At 66.3% G+C, this 18346-nt stretch carries 15 protein-coding genes; 8 read left to right on the forward strand and 7 right to left on the reverse strand.

The window, feature by feature from the left end; genetic code table 11:
• Positions 1 to 111 precede the first annotated feature (111 nt).
• The gene (locus tag HV681_RS08620; RefSeq protein ID WP_175122667.1) at positions 112 to 1698 is read left to right on the forward strand and encodes an IclR family transcriptional regulator domain-containing protein; all 1587 of its coding nucleotides are present in this window, start codon (positions 112 to 114) and stop codon (positions 1696 to 1698) included.
• A gap of 75 nt (positions 1699 to 1773) precedes the next feature.
• On the opposite strand, the gene HV681_RS08625 is transcribed toward HV681_RS08620, so the two are convergent.
• The 7 genes from HV681_RS08625 to HV681_RS08655 all read right to left on the reverse strand — a co-directional run bounded on the left by HV681_RS08625 (position 1774) and on the right by HV681_RS08655 (position 9686).
• Positions 1774 to 2508, reverse strand: coding sequence for an SDR family NAD(P)-dependent oxidoreductase (locus HV681_RS08625; protein WP_175122668.1), 735 nt, complete (start codon positions 2506 to 2508; stop codon positions 1774 to 1776).
• A 13-nt stretch (positions 2509 to 2521) separates the two neighbouring features.
• Positions 2522 to 3511, reverse strand: coding sequence for a sensor domain-containing diguanylate cyclase (locus HV681_RS08630; protein ID WP_175122669.1), 990 nt, complete (start codon positions 3509 to 3511; stop codon positions 2522 to 2524).
• 76 nt (positions 3512 to 3587) lie between these two features.
• Positions 3588 to 5165, reverse strand: a complete 1578-nt coding sequence (locus HV681_RS08635; RefSeq protein ID WP_175122670.1) for a serine hydrolase — start codon at positions 5163 to 5165, stop codon at positions 3588 to 3590.
• Positions 5166 to 5172: 7 nt separating this feature from the next.
• Positions 5173 to 6345 (reverse strand): hypothetical protein, encoded by a 1173-nt coding sequence (locus HV681_RS08640; RefSeq protein WP_254594927.1) that lies wholly within the window; start codon positions 6343 to 6345, stop codon positions 5173 to 5175.
• On the reverse strand, positions 6342 to 7487 hold the full coding sequence (gene ampH, locus HV681_RS08645) for a D-alanyl-D-alanine-carboxypeptidase/endopeptidase AmpH (protein WP_175122671.1): 1146 nt from the start codon (positions 7485 to 7487) through the stop codon (positions 6342 to 6344). Before ampH ends, HV681_RS08640 begins: the two co-directional genes overlap by 4 nt.
• 150 nt (positions 7488 to 7637) lie before the next feature.
• Positions 7638 to 8552, reverse strand: a complete 915-nt coding sequence (locus HV681_RS08650; protein WP_254594928.1) for a GAF domain-containing DNA-binding protein — start codon at positions 8550 to 8552, stop codon at positions 7638 to 7640.
• A 132-nt stretch (positions 8553 to 8684) separates the two neighbouring features.
• Positions 8685 to 9686, reverse strand: a complete 1002-nt coding sequence (locus tag HV681_RS08655; RefSeq protein ID WP_175122672.1) for a LacI family DNA-binding transcriptional regulator — start codon at positions 9684 to 9686, stop codon at positions 8685 to 8687.
• 207 nt (positions 9687 to 9893) lie between these two features.
• On the opposite strand from HV681_RS08655, the gene HV681_RS08660 reads away from it, so the two are divergent.
• The 7 genes from HV681_RS08660 (at position 9894) to HV681_RS08690 (ending at position 18344) form a co-directional block, all read left to right on the forward strand.
• The gene (locus HV681_RS08660) at positions 9894 to 11036 is read left to right on the forward strand and encodes an L-talarate/galactarate dehydratase (protein WP_175122673.1); all 1143 of its coding nucleotides are present in this window, start codon (positions 9894 to 9896) and stop codon (positions 11034 to 11036) included.
• 82 nt (positions 11037 to 11118) lie between these two features.
• Entirely contained in the window at positions 11119 to 12081 is a 963-nt protein-coding gene (locus HV681_RS08665; RefSeq protein ID WP_175122674.1) for a Bug family tripartite tricarboxylate transporter substrate binding protein, read from the forward strand.
• A gap of 74 nt (positions 12082 to 12155) precedes the next feature.
• A complete protein-coding gene (locus HV681_RS08670) occupies positions 12156 to 13790 on the forward strand; it encodes a Na+/H+ antiporter (protein WP_175122675.1) in 1635 nt (544 codons plus the stop codon).
• A 171-nt stretch (positions 13791 to 13961) separates the two neighbouring features.
• Positions 13962 to 15107, forward strand: coding sequence for a muconate/chloromuconate family cycloisomerase (locus HV681_RS08675; protein WP_175122676.1), 1146 nt, complete (start codon positions 13962 to 13964; stop codon positions 15105 to 15107).
• 75 nt (positions 15108 to 15182) lie between these two features.
• Positions 15183 to 16118 carry a catechol 1,2-dioxygenase gene (catA, locus tag HV681_RS08680; protein WP_175122677.1) on the forward strand — a complete coding sequence of 312 codons (936 nt, stop codon included), beginning with the start codon at positions 15183 to 15185 and terminating at the stop codon, positions 16116 to 16118.
• 90 nt (positions 16119 to 16208) lie between these two features.
• Positions 16209 to 17552 (forward strand): MFS transporter, encoded by a 1344-nt coding sequence (locus HV681_RS08685; protein ID WP_437340376.1) that lies wholly within the window; start codon positions 16209 to 16211, stop codon positions 17550 to 17552.
• Between the two features lie 12 nt (positions 17553 to 17564).
• Entirely contained in the window at positions 17565 to 18344 is a 780-nt protein-coding gene (locus tag HV681_RS08690) for a 1,6-dihydroxycyclohexa-2,4-diene-1-carboxylate dehydrogenase (RefSeq protein ID WP_175122678.1), read from the forward strand.
• Positions 18345 to 18346: the final 2 nt, after the last annotated feature.

The following is an 18346-nucleotide window of genomic DNA, read 5'->3' on the forward strand; positions in this document are numbered from 1 at the left end:
GCGGCATCCGTTCATGGAATGGTATTGAAGTTGTCTCGAACTTAATATGCTGGGGAGCCGGCGTGAACCGCCGAACTCGGCGCTTTTTTCCACATACTGAGACTTCATGCGATGACGGCGAATACTGGTGATGGAACTGGATCTCTGGAGAAGGCCATCGATATGCTGGAGGCAGTGGGAGCGGCGACGGACGGGCTCAGCCAGACCGAGCTGGCCACGCAGCTTTCGTTGCCCCGGACAACCACCTACCGCCTGCTCGCAACGTTGGTGGCGCGCGGCATGCTGCGCCGCGATCCGCTACGCAAGGTCTACCGTCTTGGTTTTCGTTGTTTCGAAATGGCAAGGCAGGCTTACACGATGCCGGATCTGGCGGCGGCAGCGGCCTTGGAGATGCGGGGTCTGCGCGACTTGACCGGAGAGACCTGCTATCTCGCCACTTTGGACGGGCTCGAGGTCATTTCGCTTGAACGGTGCGATGGCGCGCACAGTGTGAGATCCGCGGCGGTTCTGGGACAGCGAAAGCCGGTTCATTGCACAAGCCAGGGAAAGGCCATCCTGTCCGTGATGCAAGCCGCATCGCGCGAGGAAATCGTCCGCGATATGACGCTGAAATCTTTCACGCCGCATACCATCACTGATCGCAGACGCCTCAATGCGGAACTAAAGATCACCGCCGCCCGGGGCTATGCCATCGATGACGAGGAAATCGTGGAGGGCGTGCGCTGCGTGGGGGCGCCTATCGTGGACGCAGCGGGCGTCGTGCGCGGAGCAATCAGCGTGGCGGGGCCGGCCTATCGGCTGACGCGCGCCAGGGTTGAATTGCTGGGGCCCGAAGTGGCGCAGGCGGCGCGACGGGTAGGGGCACAGCTCGAGACGGTAAAGCCGCCCGCGGACGAGACCGCGGCTGTTGCGATTCCCGGCCCCTGGGCCTTTCAAGGCGCACATCCGCAATGGAGCGAGGACCGCACGGTGCTGTATTGGGCCGATGTGCTCGCGCCGTCGGTGCGGCGGCTTGATATGACCAGCAAACCGCCGCGCGACGAACTGATCTACCGCTTGGAAAGCCCGATAAAGGGGTTGTTGATTGAACCGGAGGGGATGCTCGTTGCCGGCGGGACCAGCGCGGTGCAGATCACCTCGGACGGCTCCATTACGCCGCGCGCGGCATGGCCGCGTGGGACGTTGCTGGCATTGTGTCCCGGGATCCGCGCCGGCGAGGCCTGGGCTGCCTTGGAGCAAGAGGATGGCATCGGCTGCGTAGTCGGCGTGATCACGCTGGCCAACGGGAAGTTTGAGCCAAAGTGGACGATCGCCGAGCCCGTGCAGGCGTTGCGATGGGGCGCCAAGGATAGCGAACTCTACGCCGTCTCACCGGAATCTGGCGCGGTCCTTATCCTGCAACCGGGTCATGAGGGCGTGAGGCGCCTGGCCAGCATGCCAAAAGGGTCGGGCCTGCTCAGCGGACTTGCGCTGGACGACGATGGCGGTATCTGGACGGCGCTTTGCGACGGCTGGAGCGTGGTTCGTTTCACGCGGGATGGGGTGCTGGACCGAGTGGTCGGTTTGCCGGTGCCATGTCCGACGGACCTGGCGACGGACGGCGCGCGCATGATCGTGACAACGTCGAGGCATCAGGTCGCGCTCGATACTCTGGCAAAGGCGCCCATGTCGGGATGCCTGTTTGAATTTTCAATTTAGACGGCCCGAAGGCGCTCCCGTTTGAAGGGGAGCGCTTTGCGTCGTATCAGGCTGCGGCGAGTGCGCGGGCCCTGCTCAAGGCAAACTGAGCTGCGCCGTCCGCCCGCCATCCACCGTCCACACCTGTCCGGTCACGAACGCCGCTTCGTCAGAAGCCAGCCACGCCACCAGGCCAGCGACCTCATCCGGCGTGCCGGTCCGCCTGACCGGATGGATGCGCTGCACCGATTCCCGGAAGCGCGCGGGGTCTGGCAGCGTGTTGATGAAGTCATCGTTGAGCGCCGTGTCGATCCATCCCGGCGCCACCGCGTTGCAGCGGATGCCGTCCTGGCCGTGGTCGATGGCGACCGCGCGGGTCAGGCCGTGCAGGCCGGCCTTGGTCGTGGCGTAGGCGGCATGCATGGGGTTGGCGCCCAGGCCCTCGATGGAACTGATGTTGACGATATTGCCGCGCGTCGTCTTCAAGTACGGCAGCGCCGCCTTGATCAGCACGAAGGGCGTGGTCAGGTTGACGTTCAGGGTCCGCTTCCAGTCGGCCAGCGAGGTGTCTTCGACCAGCGCTTCCTGCATGACGCCGGCGTTGTTCACCAGCACGTCCAGCTTGCCGGTCCGGCGGATGACTTCCTCGATCACGGCGGCGGCGCGCACGGGATCGGACAGATCGGCTGCGATGGCTTCGAACTCGTCGTCGGCCGAGCGTTGGGCGGTCAACACCCGGGCGCCTTCATCGCGAAAGCGTCTTGCGATGGCCTGTCCGATGCCGCTTCTGCCGCCGGTCACCAGGACGACCTTGTCTTCAAATCTATTCACTGCGTTGCGTGGTTCAGGAGTCTTCAACGCCTGGCAGGATAGCAGGCGTCTGCTCGGCCGATTCCCACTGCACGTGTTCGATGCGGTTGCGGCCGTTGGCCTTGGCCAGATACAACTGCTGGTCGACGGCCTTGATGAAGTCCGCGCGCGTGGCCTGGTCTTGCGGCACCACCGTGCCCGCGCCGACGCTGACCGTGATACGTCTGCCGTGCGGCGACAGCGCATGCACGATGGCTTTTTTCTGCAATTGGCGCTGGCAGCGTTCAGCGACCTTCCGCGCGACCTCGGCATCGGCCTCGGGCAGCAGCACGACGAATTCTTCACCGCCGTAGCGCGCAACGAAATCGCGCGGACCGTCCAGCGCCAGGCTCAGCGTTTCGGCGATTTCGATCAGGCACTTGTCGCCCTGGGTGTGGCCATACAGGTCGTTGTATTGCTTGAAGAAGTCGACGTCGAAAAGCAGTACCGACAAGGGCTGGCCCTCGCTGCGGGCGCGCTCCCATTCCAGCTCGAAACTGCTGTCAAAGCGCCGCCGGTTGGCGATGTTGGTCAGGCCGTCCTTGAAGGACAGCACCTCAAGTTCCTTCTGCAGGCTGAGCAGTTTCTCTTCGGTCTTCTTGCGCTCGGTGATATCGAACATGAAGCCGATCAGCGCCTCGGGCTCGCCGCTTTCCGTGCGCACGACGTGAACCACATCGCGGATCCACACGTAGCCGTTGTCCTTGGTCAGCGCGCGGTAGTCGGCCTCGTGGTCGACGCCGGCCTGGGATTGCGAGACGCAGAAGTTCACCACGTACTCGCGATCCTCGGGATGCATGCGCATGGCCCAGTCCTCGACGGTGACCCAGCTGTCGGTGCGCCAGCCCAGCAGCGCCTCGATCTGGGGGCCGATGTAGGCGAATTTCATCGTGGCCCAGTCGATCTTCCAGGGAATCGCCTTGGTCGATTCCAGCAACGTCCTGTAGACCGCGCTGTCGTTGAGAAGCGTACTGTCGTCAGCCATGCTCGATCCTTCCGGGATTCCGAGGAACGAGCACTGTAGCCCGAACCGGGGACTGATGGAAATCTGCTGACGGCCGCTATTTGCGGTTCCAGTGCCCCAGCCCGCTGTCGTCGTAGTACTTGATGTCAAAGCCTTGTGCCTGCCCGTTTGCCATCTTGAAGACGATGGACGCCCGCGAGGCCAGCATCTCGGCTTCGCCGGCCGGCGCAAAGGCGAACGTGTCGCCGTCCCAGTGGCGCACGGGAAAGCGCATGTCCTTTGGTCCCAGCACCAGGGTCAGCGCGCCGTACGCTTCTTCGATCCGCGCGGGGCCGTAGTACGGGTTGTCGAACGTGCCGGTGTACTGCGACAACGCTTTGGGCGCCGCGGGCTTGGCGGGATCGGGCTTGCCGGTCAGGTCCGCCTGCGGTTCGAACAGCTTCTTCATGGCGCCGTTGTATGCCGCATACCAGTCGCGTGTGGACTTGCCGTACAGCGCCGTGTCGGTGAACGTGGCCACCACGGCTTCCGCCGCGCCGACCGGCGCGCCATTGGTCAGCACGACGATGCCGATGCCGGCGGAGGGCACGATGCGGAAGGTGGTGCCCGTGCCCACCAGGAAGGCGCCGGAATGCCCCATGGCAGGGCGTCCGCCGGTTTCCGTGTTGACGTTGAAACCAAAGCCATAGAAGCCGGACCGCGTATTCAGGTCGGGCGCGGGGGCGCTGAAGGCCTGCGGCGACAGGGCGGGCAGCAGCGCGCCGGGGGCGGCCAGTGGCTTGCCCTGGTGTCGGCCATCCGCCAGCAGCAGTTTCAGCCACTGCGCCAGATCCACCACCGTGGAGGACACGCCGCCCGCGGGCGCCTGCGCATCGGCGTTGCGCTTGCCGACCTGCACGAAGCGGCCCTTCTGGTAGGCGTGCAGCAAGGCGCGGTTGCCGTGCGACTCGAAGTCGGCGTAGCGGTAACTGGTCGATGCCATGCCCAGCGGCTTGAAAAGCTGTTCGTCGGCCAGTTGCTCCCACGGGCGCCCCGCGACCTTGGCGATGGCCTCTGCGCCGATCGTCGTGCTGAAGTTGGCGTAGTGATACGACGTGCGGAAGGGGGTGAGCGGCAACAGGCGCAGGCGGGCGATGACCTCGTTGCGGGAAAAGCCCAGGTCTTCCAGATCGTCGCCGGCCGTGGGCGGCAGCCCGGTGCGGTGCGCAAAGAAATCGCCGACGGTCGCGTGCTCGGACACATAGGCGTTGCTGAGCGCAAAGCCCGGAAGATGACGCGACACGGGGTCGTCCCACGTGGCCTTGCGCTGCGTGATCTCGATGGCGGTCACTGTCGCCGACAGCGACTTGGAGATGGACGCGATCTGGAACACGGTATTGGCATCCACCGGCGCGTCCTTGCCGACCTCGCGTGTGCCGAAGCCTTGCGTCAGCACGGTCTTGCCGTCGATGACGACCGCGACGGCCAGGCCCGGCACCTGGCTGCGTTGCATGATGTCCTTGATGATGCCGGGCAGGTCCTGCACGGCGCGTTCGCGGCTGCCGGCCGGAATCGTGACGGCGTCCGCCGGCGGGTAGTCGGCGGGGGTGATCGGCACGGGTTGCGACCAGGCTGACGTGACGCCGCCCAGGGCAAGAACGATCGTTGCGGTGATGCGCGTGGTTGTGCTGTGCATGTTGGCCTCAGAATCCTGCTTGGTAAGCGATGCGAAAGACGCCCTGGTTGAGGCGCAGGGCCTGGTCGCGCTGATGCGTGATCCCGGCCTGCACGATCAACCCCACGGGCGTGACGTAGGTGACTGCGCCCGATACTCCCCAATCCGTACTGTCCAGCAGGCCATGCCGGGCCAGCGTCTGGCCGCCGCCGGTCAGCTTGCGCACGGCGGCCGTCGCGGTGACCTGCCAGCGGTCTCGAGACAACGACACCGAGGTTACGCCATTGCCGTTGGAAACCGGCGCGCCGCGAAAGGCGCTGGAATAGGTAGCCTCGTTGAACCAGTTCAGGTGCCATCCGTCATCCAGCGGCGTGTCGTAGCTCAGCCGGGCCGATACCGTGTTGGCACTTTCGCCCTGGTTCGGATCCAGGTGCAGCCGGCCCGCGTCCACGCCGCCCGATATGCCCGCCAGTCCGGGTAGATCGCGGAAGTCGTACGAAAGGATGAACGACTTGAGCTGGTCGCTGAACAGCGGCGGCTCGTCGGGGCCGAGCAGGCCGCCGTCCAGGCTGAACCTGCGGTTCATGGCGGTGTTGTCGCGCTTGAACAGCAGGGCGGCCACGGAATGCGTGCCGCGGCCCGACGTATCCAGCGTGTAGCGTCCGCCCACGCCGATCGAGCCGCGGAATTCCGAGTTCTCGTTAAAGCCCGAATACAGGCCGTCCACGACGTGCCAGGCGTCGCCAAAGCCCAGGTCCATCTTGCCGCCGTACAGCGCGTAGTTGTCGGCGGTGTAGGCGGCGAACAGGTTGTCCAGGTTCACGCCCAGGTCGGAAAACGCGTTGTCCTTGGTGTCGTTGGTGGACGAGTTGAACGTGGCCTTGGTGCGGATCGAAAACTCGCGCGTCAGTTGCAGCACCAGCGCGGCCTCGGCGGTGGGCTGCACACTGCTCCAGTGCGAGCGCGGAAGCTGGCCGTTGTCGTCGTGCACACCAAAAAAGCCGGTGTAGCCGGTCATCAGGAGGAACCTGCCGTTCAGGCGCGGATACGATTCGTCGCCATCGGCCAGGTCGCTATAGGGCGTGAGAAAGATCTCGGTCTTGAAAATGTCTCTTGCCTCTTGCGCCGACGCGCCGTGCGCGGCCACGGCAAGCAGCGCCGCCGCCGCGGTCTGGCGCAACGCACGATGCAGACGCTTCACCGCGCCAGCTCAGCCGCCAGTTCGCGCACCTGCGCATGGATGTTGTTGAACATCCCGAAATTCACGCGGCTGGCGACGACGAACACGCCCAGGTCGCGGTTGGGCGACAGCACCACGTACGACATGAAGCCGCCAATGCCGCCGCTCTTGCCCAGCAGGAACGGCGAGCCGTTGCGCGGCAGCGTCGCCACCCAGCCCAGCCCCATGCCGTCGGCGTCCGTGACCTCCGTGCCCACGACGGATTTGAGTCCGTCGTAGGGCAGCCACATCGTGTGCGCCAGCAGGGCGTTCTCGCGGGCCTGCCTGGCGCCATCCAGATGCCAGCGCATCCAGCGCACCATGTCGTCGGCCGTGGCGTAGACGCCGGCGCTGGCATACATGATGTCGGGCGCCACTGCATTGGGATCGGGTTTGTCGAAGGGATCGAGGCCCGTCATCAGGCGCTTTTTCTGTGCGTCGCTCAGCACGTTGGTGGCGTCGGTCATGCCGGCGGGCTTGAAGACCTCGTTGGCAAGCACGGTCGAATAGTCCGCGCCGCCGGCCTTGGCCAGCGCGTCGCCCAGCAGGCCATAGCCCAGGTTGGAATACAGCGTGGTGGTGCCGGGCACGTAGGCGGGCTTGTGGCTGCCCATCCACTTCCAGTAATAGGCCCGGTCGAAGACGGCGAACGGATTGTCGGAGGGCTTGGCGTCGGGGTCGGGCAGTTCGCGCGGCAGGCCGGCGGAATGCGTCGCCAGGTCGAGCAGCGTGATCGGGCGGCCGTTGGCATCGACCTTGGCATTGCCGGGCGCGTACTTCGACAGGGGATCGGTCAGCTTGAGCTTGCCCTTGGCGGCCAGCGACGCCAGCACGTCGCCCGCAAACACCTTGGACACCGACGCGATCCGGAAGATCGATTTGCCGTCGGGTTCGACGCCGCTGCCCGGCGCGGTTTCGCCATAGCCCTGGACCACCACGTCATTGCCGCGGACCGCCGCGATGATCAGGCCCGGCGCGCCGCCGTTCAGATACATCTGCATGCCGGCCATGGACACGGCATCCTGCAAGGCCAGGTCGGCGGCCTGGGCGTGGCCTGCGCCCAGCGCGCAGGCGGCGCTCAAGGCAAGTACGGGGATGCGCGGGAGAAGGCGGGAGGTCAGCATGCGGTTCTCACTGAAGGGGCGAGGAACGGGTGTCCCTGCGCATGCCGCGATGATCCCAAAATCCCGGTGCGTAGCCACCAGCGTCAGGACGAAACAACATCCCGGCGTGATGAATGGCATATTGGCCGGCTTGGCCCGGGCAGCCCCGGCTCAGATCCCCATGCGTTCGCGCAGCGGCTTGCGGTACGAGCGCGACACCGGCCACGTGTCATCCACGGCCCGCATCCGGATCTGCCATCGGTCAACGCTTCTGCGGTCCACGTCCATGACATGCAACGCGTTTGCAATCGCCGTGCGGTGCACGCGAAAGAACGTCTTCTCGGGCAGGAGGGTCGACCAGACGCCGAGCGCGCGCGAGTCCAGCACCATCGAGCCGTCGTCCAGCCAGATCTCGCTGTAGTTGCCGGCCGAGCGCACGCCGACGATGGCTTCCGGCTGAACGCCCCGGACCACGCCGCGCATGCTCAGGTAGACGACCGATGCGGCGGGATTGCCCAGCGGCGCCCGCGGGCGGCCGCTGCCGTACTTGGCCTGGCCGATCAGGTTGGCGCATTGGTACAGCGCGCCGACCTCGCCGGCAGTCCAGTGCCGATGCCGGACGGTGGTGTCGAAACCGATGATGCCTTGCAGCTTGCCGTCAAGGCACACCGGCACGCTGAGCACGCTTTTGTTGCCCTGGCGCTGGAATTCGGCCTGGATGGCGCGCGCGGTGCGGGGCAGGTCGTTGACGTCGTGGATGGCGACCGCCTGCCCTTTGACCATGAACCGGTGCAGCCAGGCGATCAGCGTGGTCGGCACGTCCTGCAGTTCGGCGACGAAGGGCTCGGTCTGGCCGCGGCACCATTCGTGGGTATTGCGCAGCCGCAGCATGTCGGGGCGGTACTCGATCATCCAGGCGCGGTCGATGTCCGAGGTTTCGCCCATGTAGGCAAGCTGCTCCGAGATCGCATCGTCCGCGGGCAGCTTGAGCAGGCTCATGGCGCAGTGATAGAGCCAGTCCGATGACGGGTTGGGTTGGAGGAGGGTGACGGGGTGAGTCTGGTATTGGCCAACATCATCCTTCACGGGCGGTTCCTTCTGAGGCGGCAGGGCGCTTCGGGGGCGCGCTGTCGGACGCGCGCGGCTCGGCGGGATTTTCCTACCGGCGGCGCGGTCTGACAACCGCCCGTGGCGGCCAGCGTTCAGCCAGGTGTCTGGCTACGTTGCCGCACAGGCGCCCGTCGATTCGCGCTCGACGATCCGGAATCCCACGTCAATGACAGGCTCTGGCGGGGTCTCGCCCCGGCATCGCGCCATCAGCACGCGCGCGGCCTGGGCGCCGATGTCCGCGCCGTCGATCTGCACGGTGGTCAGCGACGGCGCCAGGTGCGCGGCGAAGTCGGCCCCGCCGAAGCCACAGACCGCCAGATCCTGCGGCACGCGCAGGCCACGCACGCGCGCCTCGGTCAGCACGCCTTCTGCCAGCGCGTCGGCGCTACAGAAGATCGCCTGCAGGCCGGGCGACTTGTCGAACAGTTCGGCCGCCGCGCGCCGGCCCGACGCCACGTTGCTGGGCGCCGGAACGACCGCCGTGGGCACGTCATGGCCCAAGGTTTCCAGGAAGCCCGCGCGGCGCACCGCAGCGCGCTGGTCGTCGCCGGTGGCCAGGCCCACGTTGCGCCATCCCTTGGACAGGAAGAATTCGGCGACGGCGCTGCCCACCTGCCGATGTGAAAAGCCGACCAGCATGTCGAGCGGGCGTTCGGTCAGATCCCAGGTTTCGACCACCGGAATGCCGATCTCCCGCAAGCGGTGCGCGGCGGGGATGTCGCTCAACAGGCCGGCAACGACCACGCCGTCGACGCGCCGGCCCGCCATGGCGTTGAGCAACGCTTCTTCGCGGCCGCGGTCATAGCCCATCTGTCCGAGGATGAGCTGGTAGCCCTCGCGATCGAGTTCGGCGGTCAGGGCTTCGATGGTGGGCAGGAACTGCGGGACCGAGATGATGGGCACCAGCGCCGCCACGGTGCGGCTGCGCCGGGACTTCAGGCCGCCCGCCAGCAAATTGGGGATGTATCCCGTTTCCGTAACGGCCTGCTGGACGCGTGCGATGGTGGCCTCGGACACGCGGCCCGGATTGCCGAGCGCGCGCGAGGCGGTAATGAGCGACACGCCAGCCGCGCGGGCGACGTCATGCAGGGTGATGGATTTGGGTTTCATGGAACGGGAAGTACGGGTTTGTACGGATCGCGCGCTGGCTTGCCGCGTATTTTGGACAACGTTATCATGAACGTCAGCTGCAACGTTTTGATCCTGCCGCCAGCCAGGCTCCGCACATCGGCGCTTTTTATTTGGCCGCAAATGACAACGTTGTCCATGCGCCATCGTCGTCCTCGCAGGACCGTCCCAGACACCCGGAGAATTCTCATGACCGCCACTTCCAACGCCGACCGTATCGCCTGGTTGCGCATCTCGTCGTGCTACCTGCCGCTGGCCACCCCGATCAGCGACGCCAAGGTGCTGACCGGCCGCCAGAAGCCCATGACCGAAGTCGCCATGCTGTTTGTCGAAGTGCAGACCGAAAACGGCAACGAGGGCATTGGCCTGAGCTACTCCAAGCGCGCCGGCGGTCCCGGGCAGTTTGCCCACGCCAAGGAAATCGCACCGGTCCTGATCGGCGAAGACCCCAGCGACATCGGCCGGCTCTGGACCAAGCTGTGCTGGGCCGGCGCGTCCGTGGGCCGCAGCGGCCTGTCGACCCAGGCCATCGCCGCCTTCGACGTGGCGCTGTACGACCTGAAGGCCCGCCGCGCGAACCTGCCGCTGGCTAAGCTGCTGGGCGCCTATCGCGATTCGGTTGCTTGCTACAACACGTCGGGCGGGTTCCTGCACACGCCGCTCGAACAACTGCTGGTCAACGCCAGCGCGTCGCGCGAACGCGGCATTGGCGGCATCAAGCTGAAGGTCGGTCAGCCCGACCGGCAGCTGGACATCCGCCGCGTCGAAGCCGTGCGCAAGCATCTGGGCGACGACGTGCCGCTGATGGTCGACGCGAATCAGCAGTGGGACCGCCCGACCGCGCAGCGCATGTGCCGCATCTTTGAACAGTTCAACCTGGTGTGGATCGAAGAGCCGCTGGACGCCTACGACCACGAAGGCCACGCCGCGCTTGCCGCGCAGTTCGACACGCCGATCGCCACCGGCGAAATGCTGACCAGCGCGGCCGAACACAGCGAGCTGATCCGCCACCGCGCCGCCGATTACGTGCAGCCCGACGCCCCGCGCGTGGGCGGCATCACGCCGTTCCTGAAGATCCTGTCGCAGGCGGAACAGGCCGGCGCGATGCTGGCGCCGCACTTCGCGATGGAACTGCACGTGCACCTGGCCGCCGCGTATCCGACCGAACCGTGGGTCGAGCATTTCGACTGGCTGGAACCGCTGTTCAACGAGCGGCTCGAGATCCGCGACGGCCGCATGCTGGTGCCGACCCGGCCGGGCCTGGGCATCTCGCTCAGCGATCAGGCGCGCGCGTGGACGCGCGACACGGTCGAAGTCGGCAAGCGGGCCTGAACCCTTTCCGGTCCCGCCGTCTTGCGGCGGGACGCCATGCACGACCAACGGCGCGACAGACGCCAACCCAGAGGAGACTCGCATGAAAAAATGGTTCACCACGCTCGCGCTTGGCCTGGCCGTCTCGGCGTCGGCCCAGGCGCAGAACTGGCCCGCCAAACCCGTCACGATGCTCGTGCCGTTTCCGCCGGGCGGTTCAACCGACCTGATCGCCCGGACGGTTGCGCCCAAGCTGCAGGACAAGTTCGGGGGCACCTTCGTGATCGAGAACAAGCCGGGTGCGGGCGGCACGCTGGGCGCGGGCCAGGCCAAGCGCGCCGCGCCCGACGGCTACACGGTGCTGGTGTCGTCGCTGGGTCCCTTCGTGATCGGCCCGCATCTGGTCAAGGAGCCGGGCTACAACGCACTCAAGGATTTTGAATACATCACGGTGGCCGTGCAGGCGCCGAACGTGCTGGTGGTCAACGCGAATTCGCAGCTTCGCGACATGAAGGGCGTGCTGGATTACCTGAAGTCCAACCCGGGCCGCATGACGTTCGCGTCGGCCGGCAACGGCACCTCGGATCACCTGACCGCCGAACTGTTCTGGCAGGAGACCGGCACGCAGGCCACGCACGTGCCGTACAAGGGCGGCGCGCCGGCCATCGTGGATCTGCTGGGCGGGCAGGTCGACGCCAGCTTCAGCAACATCAACACCTGCCTCACGCATATCCAGTCGGGCAAACTGCGCGCCATCGCGGTGACGAGCGCGAAGCGATCACCGCTGCTGCCCGACGTGCCCACGATGGAAGAGCTGGGCCTGAAGGGCGTGACGGTGACGTCGTGGCAGGCGTTCGCAGGTCCCAAGGGCATGCCCGCCGACATCCGCGACAAGCTGCGCGCCGGCATTGTCGACGCGCTGAACGACCCGTCGGTCAAACCGCGCCTGCTGGAACTGGGCTTTGAAGTCGTCGGCAACACGCCGGCCGAATTCACCAAGTTCCAGGCCGAGGAATTTGCCCGCTGGAAGAAAGTGATCGAAGTGGGCAAGATCACGGCGAATTGATTGCACGCCCCCAGGAGCCAAGGTAACGTCGCACCGCGGGCATTCGCCCGCGGATCGACGTTCAGGGGTTTGCATTGGGGACTTTCACCGTAGTCATGGCGATGCTGGTCGCCGTCCTGTTCAGCGGCGTGCTGGTCCGGATGCTGCCGTTGGCCGTTCCGCTACCTTTCGTGCAGATCGGTCTGGGTTTCGTGATCGCGGCCGTGTTCCAGCGTGGCGTGCTGATCGAACCCGAGATCTTCTTCCTGTTGTTCCTTCCGCCTCTGCTTTTCCTGGACGGATGGCGCATATCGAAGCTGGCGGTCCTGCGCGAATCCTCTTCCATCATCCAGCTCGCGTTTGGTCTGGTGATCCTGACGGTGATCGGCGTGGGATACCTGATCCACTGGATGATTCCCGACGTCCCGTTGCCCGTGGCGTTCGCCATCGCGGCCATCGTGTCGCCGACGGACCCGGTGGCGGTCGAAGCGATTTCCCGGCGCGTCCACATCCCGCGCCGCATGATGGCCATCCTGGAAGGCGAGGCGCTGTTCAACGACGCCAGTGGCCTGGTGGCGTTTCGCTTTGCCGTTGCGGCGGCGGCGACCGGCACGTTCTCGCTGGCGCAGGCCACGATGTCGTTCTTCTGGGTTGCCATTGCCGGCCTGTCGATCGGGGCCGGGCTGACGTGGCTGATCATGCAATTGCGGACCATCTACACGCGCCGGGTCGGCGAAGAGCCAGGGTCCGAGGTGCTGCTCAGCCTGCTGACGCCTTTCTTCGTCTATTTCGTGGCCGAGCACGCCAATGCCTCGGGCATCCTGGCCGCGGTATCCGCCGGCGTCATGATGAGCTATTCCGAACTGTCGGGCCGCGCCCTCGCAGCCACTCGCATGGAGCGCAGGGCCGTGTGGAACACGGTGCAGTTCACGCTGAACGGCATGATCTTCGTGTTGCTGGGTGAGCAGTTCCCCACGATCTTCGCCGGCCTGGCAAGCGCCGCGAAAGAGGCAGGCGGCCAATCCCTATGGTGGTTGCCCGTCTATGGACTGGCCGTCTGCCTGGGCCTGGTGCTGTGCCGGCTGCTGTGGGTGACCGTGTCGCTGAAGCTGAGCGCGATGGCGGCCCGCCGCCGTGGCGCCGAGCCGCCCGAGGTCGGCGCGCGCGTGATCCTGGCCGTCTCCGTGGCGGGCGTGCGCGGCGCGGTGACGCTGGCCGGGGTGATGACGCTTCCCTTTGCGCTGGACAGCGGCGCGCCGTTTCCGGCGCGCGATCTGGCGGTGTCGCTGGCGGCCATGGTCATCGTGTTTTCGCTATTGCTGGCCAGCGTGGCCTTGCCCCCCTTGATGCGCGGGTTGCACTTTGCGCCGAACAGCCGCACCGAGCGCGAGGCATCGCTGGCGCAGGACGCCATGCTGCGCGCGGCGCTCGACAGCGTTGCGGCCGGCGCAAGGCGCCGGGGCGTGGAAAATCCGGAAAACGCCGCGCTGTATCTGGAGGTGGCGGAGAACCTGAGTGGCGCGTTGCGGCGGCAGTCCGGCGAGGCGGCGGACGTGGCCGATACGGAACGCCTGGGCAGACAGATCGCCATCGAGCGCGAACTGAGGCTGGAAGCCATTGCCGCTTCCCGCGAGGCGGTTTTCCATCTGGCTCGTACGCACCGCATCTCGGATTCGTTGGCGCGCGAGCAGGGGCGGCTGCTGGATCTGCACGAAGCGCATCTGCGGTAGCGGCGTGTGCGCGCCCAGACCCTTAAGGTATTGAGAATTCCGGGCAGCCCTCAACGCATTCGCAGATTATTTATGCTTCAAAGGTATCAATTCGGATTCCCAAAGTATTGGACGCGAAAAGTCGCCGGGTTCTATAAACGCCTCGTGACCATCCCTTATCCAACGCCGTCCATGTCTGCAGCCACCATCGAACGCATCGAAACCTGTCTCGTCGACCTTCCCACCATCCGTCCGCACAAGCTGTCGGTGGCCACGATGTATGGCCAGACGCTGATGCTGGTGAAGGTGTATTGCAGCGACGGCGTGGTGGGCATTGGCGAGGGCACCACCATCGCCGGCATGGCGTACGGTCCGGAAAGCCCCGAGGCCATGAAGCTGTCGATCGACGCGTATTTCGCGCCCGCCATGATCGGCCAGGACGCCACCCGCGTGCAGGCACTGATGGCGCACGTGGGCAAGCTGGTCAAGGTGAACCACTTTGCCAAGAGCGCGCTGGAAACCGCGCTGCTGGATGCGCACGGCAAGCGCCTGGGCGTGCCGGTCAGCGAACTGCTGGGCGGCCGGCGGCGGGATCGCGTGCCCGTGGCGTGGACGCTGGCGTCGGGCGACACGGATCGGGACATTGCCGAGGCCGAGCAGATGCTGCAAGAGCGCCGCCACCGCATCTTCAAGCTGAAAATCGGCGCCCGTGATCCGAAGGTCGATATCGCCCACGTGGCCGCCATCAAGCGCGCGGTGGGCGACCGCGGCGCGGTGCGCGTCGACGTGAACATGGCGTGGAGTGAAACGCAGGCGGCGTGGGCGATTCCCGCATTGGCAGAGGCCGGTTGCGAGCTGGTGGAGCAGCCCGTGGCCAGCGCCGCGGCGCTGGCGCGGTTGATGCACCGGTTCCCGGTGGCGTTGATGGCCGACGAGGTATTGCAAGGCCCGGACACCGCGTTCGAGATCGCGCGCCAGCACGGTGCGGATGTCTTCGCCATCAAGATCGAGCAGAACGGCGGCCTTTTTGCGGCGCAGCGCGTGGCGGCGATCGCGGACGCGGCGGGCATCGAACTCTACGGCGGCACGATGCTGGAAGCTGCGGTCAGCACGGTCGCGTCGGCCCACCTGTTTGCCAGCTTTGCGCATCTGCAATGGGGCACGGAGCTGTTCGGCCCCTTGCTGATCACCGAGGAAATCCTTGCGCAGCCGCTGGACTACAGCGACTTCGAATTGACCGTGCCTGCCGGACCGGGGCTCGGCATCGAGCTGGACGACGCCCGCGTCAAGCGCTTCACGCGCGACGGGCTGGTCAAGGTCACGAACAAAAGCCATTGAGAAAACCTGGCGATGCGGCGGCATGCAACGCCGCATTTCCCGACCCATACCAATAGACAAACCCTGGAGACAGACATGAGCCTCGACGTATTCAACACCCCGGAAGTGCAGGACCTGCTGAAGGCCGCGACCAACATTGCAGGCAGCGAGGGCAACCCGCGCTTCAAGCAGATCCTGAACCGCCTGTTGAGCGATCTTTTCAAGGCCATCGACGACCTGGACATCACGCCCGACGAGGTGTGGGCCGGCGTCAACTACCTGAATCGGCTGGGCCGCGACGGCGAGGCCGCGCTGCTGGCCGCCGGGCTGGGCCTGGAGAAATTTCTGGACGTGCGCATGGACCACGAGGACAAGCTTGCCGGCCTGGACGGCGGCACGCCGCGCACCATCGAAGGCCCGCTGTATGTCGCAGGCGCGCCCGTGCAGGACGGCGTTGCCCGCATCGATCTCGATCCGGATGCGGACGCCGGCCCCCTGGTGATCCGTGGCGTCGTGCGCGATACCAACGGCGCGCCGCTGGCCAATGCGGTGGTGGAGTGCTGGCACGCGAACTCCAAGGGTTTCTATTCGCACTTCGACCCGACGGGCGCGCAGACCGACTTCAACCTGCGCGGCGCGGTCCGTACCGACTCGGATGGCAAATATGAGTTCCGCACGCTGATGCCCGTCGGCTATGGCTGTCCGCCGCAGGGCGCCACCCAGCAGCTGCTGGACGCGCTGGGCCGCCACGGCAACCGCCCGGCGCACGTGCACCTTTTTGTCAGCGCTGACCAGCACCGCAAGCTGACGACGCAATTCAACATCGAGGGCGATCCCCTCATCTGGGACGATTTCGCTTACGCCACCCGCGAAGCGCTGATCCCGCCGGTGACCGACAAGACGGGCGGCGCCGAACTGGGCCTGAAAGCCGACGCGTACAAGGAAATCGAATTCGACGTCGTGCTGACGGGCCTGCTGCAAGGCAAGGACAACCAGATCGTCAATCGCCTGCGCGCCTCCGCCCAGGCCTGAACCCGGCAGGCATCGCCACTGCGCGATGCCGCCATTCGACACTCATACCCATACCGATAACGGGCTCCGCGCGAGCCCGGGGAGACTCTCATGGCCTCAACAATCTCCATTCCGAGCCTGATCGATCAGGAACGGATGGGCGCCTTTCAATGGCGCGTCCTGATCCTGTGCTTTCTGATCGCTTTGTTTGATGGCTTCGACACGCAGGCAATGGCGTTCACCGGGCCCGCGATCCTGACGGCATTCAAACTGCAGGCCGGCGAACTGGCGCCGATCCTGACCGCCGGCATCGTCGGCATGACGGTGGGCGCCATGACGCTGGGCCTGGTGGGCGACCGTATCGGCCGCCGTCCCGCCGCGCTGATCGGTGTGGCCGTCTTCGGGCTGGCGACGCTGTTGACGGCCGCCGCCACGGAGACGTGGCAGATTCTGGCGCTCCGGTTCATCGCTGGGCTGGGCATGGGCGGTTGCACGCCCATCGTGCTGGCGCTGGCCGCGGAATACGCGCCGGCACGCCATCGTGGCGTGGTGATCACCGGCGTTTTGCTGGGTCTGCCCGCGGGCGCCATGCTGGGCGGCCTGTTGGCCGCGCGCATGCTGCCCGTGATCGGATGGCAAGGCATCTTCATCGTGGGCGGCGTCGCGCCGCTGTTGCTGTTGGCGGCGCTGATGGTGCTGCTGCCCGAGTCCCTGCAATTCAAGGCGATGCGCGGTGACACGGCGGGCCAGGGGTATGTCGCTCGCATCCTCGCGAAGATCTCGCGCCAGCCGTTGCCGGCCGGCGTGCGGTTCACGGTGCCGGAAGACGCGACCATCCGCGCCAGCGTCAAGGCGCTGTTCACCGATGGTTATGCCCGCAAGACGCTGGCGATCTGGTCCGTGTATCTGCTGAACTGGGTGGCGTGGTTCATGCTGCTGTCGTGGCTGCCTACGGTGCTGAAGGCCGCGGGTCTGCCGGCCGACCAGGCGCCGATGGGCACGTTCACCGTGAATCTCGTGTTCATCGTGTGCGCCTTTCCGCTGTCGTACCTGATGCCGCGCGTGTCGACCCGCACGCTGCTGATCGCCATGTTCGCGCTGGGCATCGCGGTGTCGTTGGGGCTGGGGTACGCGGGAACGGACTGGACGCTCGTGTTCATCCTGATCGGCGCGGCGGGCCTGGGCATCGGCGGCCAGCAGCTGGCGCTGAACTACCTGGTCATCGGCGCGTATCCGACCGCACTGCGTGCCACGGCGACGGGCTGGTCCATCGGCGTGGGCCGCGCCGGCGCCATCATCGGCTCGGCCATCGGCGGCAGCTTCCTCGGCTGGTTCGGCCCGTCGGGCTTCTTCATGGTGCTGGCGGTTCCGCTGGCGGGGGCGCTGCTCGCCGTGCTGGCTGTGGACAACAAGTCGTCGCAACCCGTGCCGGGCGAGCTGTCGCGCGCACATTGACCGGGAGCTTGCATGAATCGCTTTGAAAATCAGATCGCGCTGGTCACCGGCGCGGCCCAGGGCGTCGGACGCGCTACCGCCAAACGCCTGGCATCCGAAGGCGCTGCGGTCGTGCTGGTCGACCGCGCCGCCGAACTGGGCGAGGCCGTGGCCCGCGAGATCCGCGAGGAGGGCGGACAGGCGTCGTTCATCGACGCCGACCTCGAAACCCACGCCGGTGCCCAGCGGATGGTGCAGTACACGCTGGACTCGCACGGCCGAATCGACGTGTCCGTGCACAACGTGGGCGGCACGATCTGGATGAAACCGTTCTGGGAGTACACGCCGGACGAGATGCAGCGGGAGGTCACCCGTTCGCTCTGGCCGACGCTGTGGTCGTGCCGGGAGGTGATCCCGGTAGTGAAAAAGCAAGGCCGGGGCGCCATCGTCAACGTCGGCTCAAACGCCACGCGCGGCATCTACCGCGTGCCGTATTCGGCATCCAAGGGCGGCGTTCACGCGGCCACCGTCTGCATGGCGCTGGAACTGGCCGAATCCGGCGTGCGCGTCAATTGCGTGGCGCCGGGCGCGCTGGACAACGGCGTGCGCGCCATTCCGCGCAACACCGAAGCCCCCTCGGATCAGGACCGCATCTGGCAGGGCGAGATGTACACGGACTGCCTGGCCGGCACGCCCATGCATCGCATGGGCAGCATGGAAGAGGTCGCGTCAGCGATCTGCTTCATGGCGGCGCCGGAGGCGTCGTACATCACGGGGCAGGTGATGTACGTGGCTGGGGGGCATGTGGGGTGAGG

The sequence above is a fragment of the Achromobacter animicus genome (genome assembly GCF_902859585.1).
Taxonomy (GTDB): Bacteria; Pseudomonadota; Gammaproteobacteria; order Burkholderiales; family Burkholderiaceae_B; genus Achromobacter; species Achromobacter animicus.

What these genes read in the sequence shown, in the direction of transcription:
- HV681_RS08675 (WP_175122676.1), top strand. Translation starts at nt 13,962, where the DNA reads ATGTCTGCAGCCACCATCGAACGCATCGAAACCTGTCTCGTCGACCTT.
- HV681_RS08620 (WP_175122667.1), top strand. Translation starts at nt 112, where the DNA reads ATGACGGCGAATACTGGTGATGGAACTGGATCTCTGGAGAAGGCCATC.
- HV681_RS08660 (WP_175122673.1), top strand. Translation starts at nt 9,894, where the DNA reads ATGACCGCCACTTCCAACGCCGACCGTATCGCCTGGTTGCGCATCTCG.
- HV681_RS08665 (WP_175122674.1), top strand. Translation starts at nt 11,119, where the DNA reads ATGAAAAAATGGTTCACCACGCTCGCGCTTGGCCTGGCCGTCTCGGCG.
- HV681_RS08635 (WP_175122670.1), bottom strand. Translation starts at nt 5,165, where the DNA reads ATGCACAGCACAACCACGCGCATCACCGCAACGATCGTTCTTGCCCTG.
- ampH (WP_175122671.1), bottom strand. Translation starts at nt 7,487, where the DNA reads ATGCTGACCTCCCGCCTTCTCCCGCGCATCCCCGTACTTGCCTTGAGC.
- HV681_RS08630 (WP_175122669.1), bottom strand. Translation starts at nt 3,511, where the DNA reads ATGGCTGACGACAGTACGCTTCTCAACGACAGCGCGGTCTACAGGACG.
- HV681_RS08655 (WP_175122672.1), bottom strand. Translation starts at nt 9,686, where the DNA reads ATGAAACCCAAATCCATCACCCTGCATGACGTCGCCCGCGCGGCTGGC.
- HV681_RS08685 (WP_437340376.1), top strand. Translation starts at nt 16,209, where the DNA reads ATGGCCTCAACAATCTCCATTCCGAGCCTGATCGATCAGGAACGGATG.
- catA (WP_175122677.1), top strand. Translation starts at nt 15,183, where the DNA reads ATGAGCCTCGACGTATTCAACACCCCGGAAGTGCAGGACCTGCTGAAG.
- HV681_RS08690 (WP_175122678.1), top strand. Translation starts at nt 17,565, where the DNA reads ATGAATCGCTTTGAAAATCAGATCGCGCTGGTCACCGGCGCGGCCCAG.